The organism is Mitsuokella jalaludinii DSM 13811 (genome assembly GCF_000702905.1).
GTDB classification, from domain to species: Bacteria; Bacillota; Negativicutes; order Selenomonadales; family Selenomonadaceae; genus Mitsuokella; species Mitsuokella jalaludinii.
This window is the reverse complement of sequence record NZ_JNKR01000046.1, coordinates 1-6,352: the sequence shown is the minus strand read 5'-3', so window position 1 is coordinate 6,352 and position 6,352 is coordinate 1. Positions and strand designations below refer to the sequence as shown.

The window sequence follows — 6,352 nt, the reverse complement described above, 5'->3', positions numbered from 1 at the left end:
CTCTGGCGTATCTGTGATGTCTTTGCCCTTCGGGAAGAACTCCCGTAAAAGGCCCATGCCTTTCCTTGCTTGCCCACCACAGTATCCGCTTCCCAGTGACCACGGACGGAACGGTTCGCTGCACTGGCAGGACGCTCTTCGATGGGGGGCGATATGACGAACTTGCCACGATGTTCTTGCGCTTCATCAGATGGGCAATCTCCGTGATGGATTTGCCCTCAGCAAGAAAAAAGAGTATCTTTTCTCGCTCAAATGGTGTAAGATGTGCGTAGTGGCACATAGGCTCTCCTTTTGTTATAGGTAGTTCTCTTCAAACACCATTATAGCAAAGAAGTCTATGTGTCATTTTTATTTGGTTGTCTAGGAGCTGTTGCACTTAGATTGTAAATCCATCAATAAAAAAAGCCTGCGGGCATTCCGAAGAACACTCGCAGGCATGCAGATTGGATATTCAGTTATTTTCGGTTTTCATTTCCCCAGTCACAGAGCTTGTCGAGCACTTTTACAAGGGAATGACCGCGCTCTGTCAAGGAGTATTCGACTTTGGGAGGAATCTGCGGATAGACATTGCGGATGATGAGATCGTCGGCTTCGAGTTCCTTTAGATTCTGGCTTAAAGTCTTATCAGCGACCTTCTTCAAATATCGCTGCATTTCATTGAAGCGGACTGGCTCATATTCCATCAAACAGTAAAGAATTATGGGCTTATACTTTCCTGCTATAAGAGAAAGGGTATAACTGTACCCGGTTGTCTCAAAATCTGCATTGGCTATGTCGTTTTTCATAATAACTTACCTCGAAGTAAGTACCTTACTTATATGTAGGTACTTGAAAATAATTTATGTACTTGTATAATATACATTGTCTTGCTGAAGAAGTCAAGAACGATGCAGGAGGTGCGCTATGGCAAAAAATATAATTATCCTTAACGGAAGCCCGCGTCCAAAAGGAAACACATCTGCACTCACAGCTGAATTTAAGAAGGGTGCAGAAGAAGCTGGGAACAAAGTTACAGAGTTTCAGTTATCCAGAATGAAAATCAACGGATGCATTGGCTGCTGGGGTGGTGGTAAAGATTCGGAGCATCCGTGTTCACAGAGAGATGACATGGAGAAGATATATCCACTATATAAGGAAGCGGATGTGGTGGTTCTTGCTTCGCCGTTATACTACTGGTTTATTTCTGGATTTTTGAAGAACGCATTTGATCGACTGTTCGCAATTGCTGAAAGTGATCCAAACTGCAGAAATCCTAAAAAGGAATCTGTCCTGATTATGGCTGCAGAGGGCGCTGGATTTGAGGAAAGCGAGCACTGGTATGATCATCTTGAAAAGCATATCGGATGGAGGAGCCTCGGAAAAATTCTCTGTGGATATGTAACCCAGCCCGGTGACACAGATGGCAAAAAAGAACTTCAAGAGGCGTATGCCCTTGGTAACTCAATTCAATAACATGAAAGGTGGACAATCATAATGAAGAAAAATCTTGGCGTAGTACAGGCAGTGTATCCGATGCCCGTTTTGATGGTAGCGGCATACGACGAGAATGGAAAAGTGAACGTCATGAACGCAGCATGGGGTATGATCTGCAATGAGGACAGAATTGCTCTGTTTATTGATGAGGAGCACAAGACCACGCAGAATCTTCTGAAGACAAAGGCTTTCACTGTAGCACTTGCCGATAAGGAGCACATGGATGTTGCTGACTTCTTTGGAATTGCTACAGGCAATAAAATGAACGATAAGTTTGAACGCACCGGTTATACAGCAGTAAAGAGCGAATTCGTTAATGCACCCATCATCGATGAATTCCCCGTTGTCATGGAATGTGAACTGGCAGAGGTGAGCGAAACCGAGAGCTTCTACTGTATCGTTGGAAAGATCATCAATACGGCTGCCGAGGAAAGAGTGTTATCTGAGAACGGCAAAGTTGATCCGTCTAAGCTACAGGCACTGATCTTTGACCAATTCCAGCACGGCTATTATGTTTCCGGAGAACAGGTCGGAAAGGCGTGGAATGCCGGAGCGAGCTTAATGAAAAAATAAGCAAAACTAAATGTCGGGTGCGCTATCATCAGTAAAGATGTTAACGCACCCGTATTCTATTTCACTCTGATCTTCCAGCCGGTCAGGATGAGGTTGACGTTTTTTGATAAGTGTCGGGGTGAGCTTCTGGATTGCGGAACCCGTGGTGCCGTACTTCCTTGCAATCCCGGAGAGGGTATCACCGCTTTTTACGGTGTAGTAGACCGGAGCGGATTCCTGTTTTTTCGCCAGAGCATTGACCTTTGCCTGTACGGCAGAATAGTCATATCCGGCAGCGGTGAGGCGTTCTTTGCGGTCAGTTCCGTTTCCCCATTTGCCGTCCAGCACTTCCTGCGCCAGTTCATCCACGGTCTTTGAAGGAGTGGCTGAAGTGAAATCATAGGAGCCGGAGCTATACTTCGGCACACCGTAGCCACGGATGTATTTGCCGTTCACCTGCAGTGTGCGTCTCCCGACAGCATCGCTTTTATTTCCTTCGATGACTGTGATGGTGCTGTCTCAGTTTTGATCTTTATAGCCGTTCGGGTTACCTCTGTGCACCGGGGTGAACGGCTATGGCGGTGAGCCTTTTAACGCCTTGCTCAGGGCGTGATGTTTTGTGAATGCACTTCTGTGCTGTCACCAAACAGACAAGAAGTAAATAATTGTTTCGCGTTCGCATAATTAAATAGATTTTTGCGTAAGTACGTGATACAATTACTTTGTGCTCTTTGCTTCAGTGATTAGGTGTTACCGGGCAACTCTTGATCAGTAACCTAATTGTGCAAAATCGGCATTTTGAAACTCGTACGCTTGCCTACATCTGCCTACATAATTGCCTACATGGAGAAAGGAGGAGCGCGTTGTGAAGTTCTGTGATTTTGCAAAACTCATGCATGACAACTATGAAGAAAAAGCTAACGCTGGCAAATTCGTTGTCATACTTATTGATGCCATCCTTGACGGTGAGGCGTTAGAGAAAGCGGAACCGAATCCTCTATATGGCCTTGGAAAATCAACACTGGAGGCTTACTACAGTGGCAGACGTCTTATCTCGCAGCGAAAAGCCGCGCAGATTGTTCCACGACTTTCCGAGGAGACATTCGCAGGATTCGTAGAAACATACTCAATGGACGCGCTTGACCATATCGGCGATAAGCTTTTGGAGTTTGGATTTGATGTTGAATCCTATGAAGTTGGCAAGGCCTGTGCAAATATCCTTGCGCAGATGATTAAGCGGCGTTCAGAGGGACTGTCAGATGATGTTGTAAAGCTCGATTTCAAGCCGTATAAGGCCTATCTGAGAATCACGACAGAAATGAGTTTGATTGATTCATACTCAGAGGATTTTGGAAGTGATTTGGACGCCATTGAGAACGAGAAGAAAAACGATACAACAACTGAGTATCATCCCAAGGAATACTTCAGCGATGATTTTGTCCCCACCATGTCGGAATATGCTCAGACGATACTCAAAGAATGCCATTACTCAGAGCTGTTGAGGGAAACAGTCAACTTTTCACAGTTCGACATCATGGTAAACGGCGAGGACAAGGGTACAAGCCACGGCAAAGGATACAGGTCTTATCTCAACACGGTAATGATTCTGATGATAAGGAAGTATCTGGCTAATTTTGCCAAGTTCGATCCGCATACATTTATCATCGATATGCCGTTACACGGTTTCGATGATGGTGTTGATGATGATATGCCGGAAAGCATGAGGACCGGATTGTACCAATATTTCATGAATCATCAGGATGAGGGACAGTTGATTATTATTGAGAACCTGAATCACATACCTCATCTCGATTATGAGAGCAGTGGAGCAACAGTCACTACATTCGAGAAGGTTGACGGGCCGGGAAAGAGATACGGCTTCTTAAATGATGTGAAGTAATAGTCATTACATATAGAAGGGTGGAAGATGACGGAGGCATTGGACATGCGCTTTAGCTACAACAAGTTATTCAAGCTGTTAATTGACCGCAATATCAAGAAGAAGGAACTTCGAGAAATGAGTGGAGTCAGCGCGACTTCCATAGCGAAACTTGGAAAAGGCGCAAATGTGAATACTGATGTTTTACTGCGGATATGTAACGCATTGAACTGCGATGTCGGCGACATCATGGAGTTTGTGATGGAAGAAGAACCAGCCGACAGGATTAATGATGAAGAAGAAAAGAGATAATGACATATGCCACGACAAATAAAATCAAAAGAACGTGTCGCTGAACACGGTGAGGTCTTTACGAATGAGAGGGAAGTAAATGCCATGCTCGATCTCGTAAAAAGTGAGACCGACCGGATCGAGAGTCGGTTTCTGGAGCCTGCGTGTGGTGATGGAAACTTTCTCGCGGAAATTCTCCGGCGGAAGCTTGCACGAGTTAAACGACAATATAAAAAGAACAATTCTGAATATACAAAGAACGCCTTCTTGGCTCTGACCAGTATCTATGGAATTGATATTCAGGAAGATAATATCGAGGAATGCCGGAAGCGGCTCTTTGAGATTTGGGACAAGGCGTACTCCACACAGGTGAAGAAAGAAGCAAGCGATGAAATACGGGATGCGGCTCGTTATATCCTGCGGAAGAACATTCTATGCGGAGATGCACTTACATTGATGCAGAGCAACGGAAAACCGATTGTCTTTGCACAATGGGATTTCACCGTGGGTTTCCGAATGCGGCGCAGAGATTTTACTCTCGATGCATTGATGCGTGATGAAGAACCAGAAAAGTTTGAAGATGATGGCCAGATGAGTTTTATGGATGTACTGTCTGAGAAGAAGAAACAAGGATGGGATTACGACGCCGAGACACACGGATGGACGCCGGCACCGATCAGAGAGTTCCCATCCGTAGATTACTGGGAGGTACAATATGTCGCTGAATCCTGATTTATTTACAAGCGTATACAAACCGGACGTCCTGTCCTGCCTCGCTGATCTGTCGAATGATGAAGTTTTTACGCCTCCTGATGTTGCTAACAAGATGCTTGACATGCTGCCGCAAGAGCTGTTCAGGGATCCGAAGACGAAGTTTCTCGATCCGGCATGCAAATCCGGTGTGTTTCTCCGGGAAATCGCCAAGCGGCTTATCGCAGGACTTGCTGATAAAATCCCAAACTTGCAGGAACGATGCGACTGGATATTCAAGAACCAGCTCTATGGTATTGCCATCACAGAGCTTACTTCATTGTTGTCTAGAAGGTCGGTTTACTGCTCGAAGTATCCGAACAGTCCGTTTTCAATCACTCGGTTTGATAATGTGGAAGGTAACATCATTTTCCATAAGATCAAGCATACTTGGAAGAACAAAAAGTGCATCTATTGTGGTACGGCTGAGAATGGCGATCTAAATGACATCGCTCGAGAAGGAATGGAGTCTCATGCCTATGAGTTTATACATACATTACATCCGGAGGAAATATTCAATATGAAATTTGATGTGATAATTTCAAATCCGCCGTATCAGTTGAATGACGGAGGCAATGCAGCAAGTGCATCGCCAATTTATCAATATTTTGTTAAACAGGCAATTAAACTTAATCCGAGATACATGACCTTGATTATTCCAGCACGTTGGTATGCAGGGGGTAAAGGCTTGGATGATTTTCGAGAGGCCATGCTTCAGCAACAACATATAAGTCAGCTCGTTGACATCCCAAATAGCGCCGATTGTTTCCCCGGTGTTAATATTGCCGGAGGAATTTGCTATTTCCTCTGGGAACGGGATTATAAAGGTGATTGTAATATAAAGAATATGAAGGATGGAGAAACTGTTTCTGAACAAACTCGACCTCTGAATGAGTTCAAGTACTTTGTGCGAGATAACACAGCCCTAAGTATCATACATAAGGTTTTAGTAAATAAGCCGACCTTATTGAGCTCAAGAGTATATTCGAGAAATTATTTCAGAGTAAGTACAACAGCCAAAGGCATCAAGAAGCCGCAGAGCGGCTTCTCACCAGTTTTAACATCTAAAGGCGTTATTTATGGCGAATTGTCAAGCTAAGTGCAACACCTTTGAGAAATAGACCTCATATGGTGTTTTGTAGCCAAGGCACTTCCTAGGGCGCAGGTTCAACTCATGGTACTTCCGTTGGATGTAATCCTCTGGCGTATCCGTGATGTCCTTGCCTTTCGGGAAGAACTCCCGCAGAAGCCCATTGGTATTCTCGTTGGTCCCGCGCTCCCATGGATGGTGCGGAGCAGGAAAGTAGAACGTCACACGCTTCAGTTCCTTGCTGAGTTGAGCATGTTTCGAGAATTCCTTTCCGCGATCTGGCGTGACCGAAAGATGCGGCTGCCCCGAGAGTGCTT

General features: G+C 45.0%; 9 protein-coding genes. 6 read left to right on the top strand and 3 right to left on the bottom strand.

From position 1 onward, the window contains the following. Positions 1–455 precede the first annotated feature (455 nt). On the bottom strand, positions 456–785 hold the full coding sequence (locus T518_RS10880; protein WP_211248223.1) for a winged helix-turn-helix transcriptional regulator: 330 nt from the start codon (positions 783–785) through the stop codon (positions 456–458). A 118-nt stretch (positions 786–903) separates the two neighbouring features. Here T518_RS10880 and T518_RS10875 point away from each other — a divergent pair, with 118 nt between their 5' ends. Both T518_RS10875 and T518_RS10870 read left to right on the top strand, forming a co-directional pair. Continuing rightward, positions 904–1,452, top strand: a complete 549-nt coding sequence (locus T518_RS10875; protein ID WP_036378876.1) for a flavodoxin family protein — start codon at positions 904–906, stop codon at positions 1,450–1,452. A gap of 21 nt (positions 1,453–1,473) precedes the next feature. Then, the gene (locus T518_RS10870) at positions 1,474–2,046 is read left to right on the top strand and encodes a flavin reductase family protein (RefSeq protein ID WP_036378875.1); all 573 of its coding nucleotides are present in this window, start codon (positions 1,474–1,476) and stop codon (positions 2,044–2,046) included. 6 nt (positions 2,047–2,052) lie between these two features. On the opposite strand, the gene T518_RS12360 is transcribed toward T518_RS10870, so the two are convergent. Beyond that, positions 2,053–2,481, bottom strand: coding sequence for a LysM peptidoglycan-binding domain-containing protein (locus tag T518_RS12360; protein WP_036378873.1), 429 nt, complete (start codon positions 2,479–2,481; stop codon positions 2,053–2,055). A gap of 409 nt (positions 2,482–2,890) precedes the next feature. Here T518_RS12360 and T518_RS10860 point away from each other — a divergent pair, with 409 nt between their 5' ends. Genes T518_RS10860 through T518_RS10845 form a run of 4 tightly spaced genes read left to right on the top strand, consistent with a single transcriptional unit; the run spans position 2,891 to position 6,044 of the window. Continuing rightward, positions 2,891–3,925, top strand: a complete 1,035-nt coding sequence (locus T518_RS10860; protein WP_036378872.1) for a hypothetical protein — start codon at positions 2,891–2,893, stop codon at positions 3,923–3,925. A gap of 45 nt (positions 3,926–3,970) precedes the next feature. Beyond that, entirely contained in the window at positions 3,971–4,216 is a 246-nt protein-coding gene (locus tag T518_RS10855) for a helix-turn-helix domain-containing protein (RefSeq protein WP_036378881.1), read from the top strand. A gap of 6 nt (positions 4,217–4,222) precedes the next feature. Beyond that, the gene (locus T518_RS10850; RefSeq protein WP_036378870.1) at positions 4,223–4,927 is read left to right on the top strand and encodes a DNA methyltransferase; all 705 of its coding nucleotides are present in this window, start codon (positions 4,223–4,225) and stop codon (positions 4,925–4,927) included. Continuing rightward, positions 4,911–6,044 (top strand): Eco57I restriction-modification methylase domain-containing protein, encoded by a 1,134-nt coding sequence (locus T518_RS10845; RefSeq protein WP_051652325.1) that lies wholly within the window; start codon positions 4,911–4,913, stop codon positions 6,042–6,044. The genes T518_RS10850 and T518_RS10845 overlap by 17 nt, the downstream gene beginning before the upstream one ends. On the opposite strand, the gene T518_RS10840 is transcribed toward T518_RS10845, so the two are convergent. Further along, positions 6,036–6,352: IS30 family transposase (locus T518_RS10840; protein ID WP_036378867.1), on the bottom strand; the 317-nt coding region annotated here is incomplete at its 5' end. The two genes, T518_RS10845 and T518_RS10840, sit on opposite strands and share 9 nt — an antisense overlap.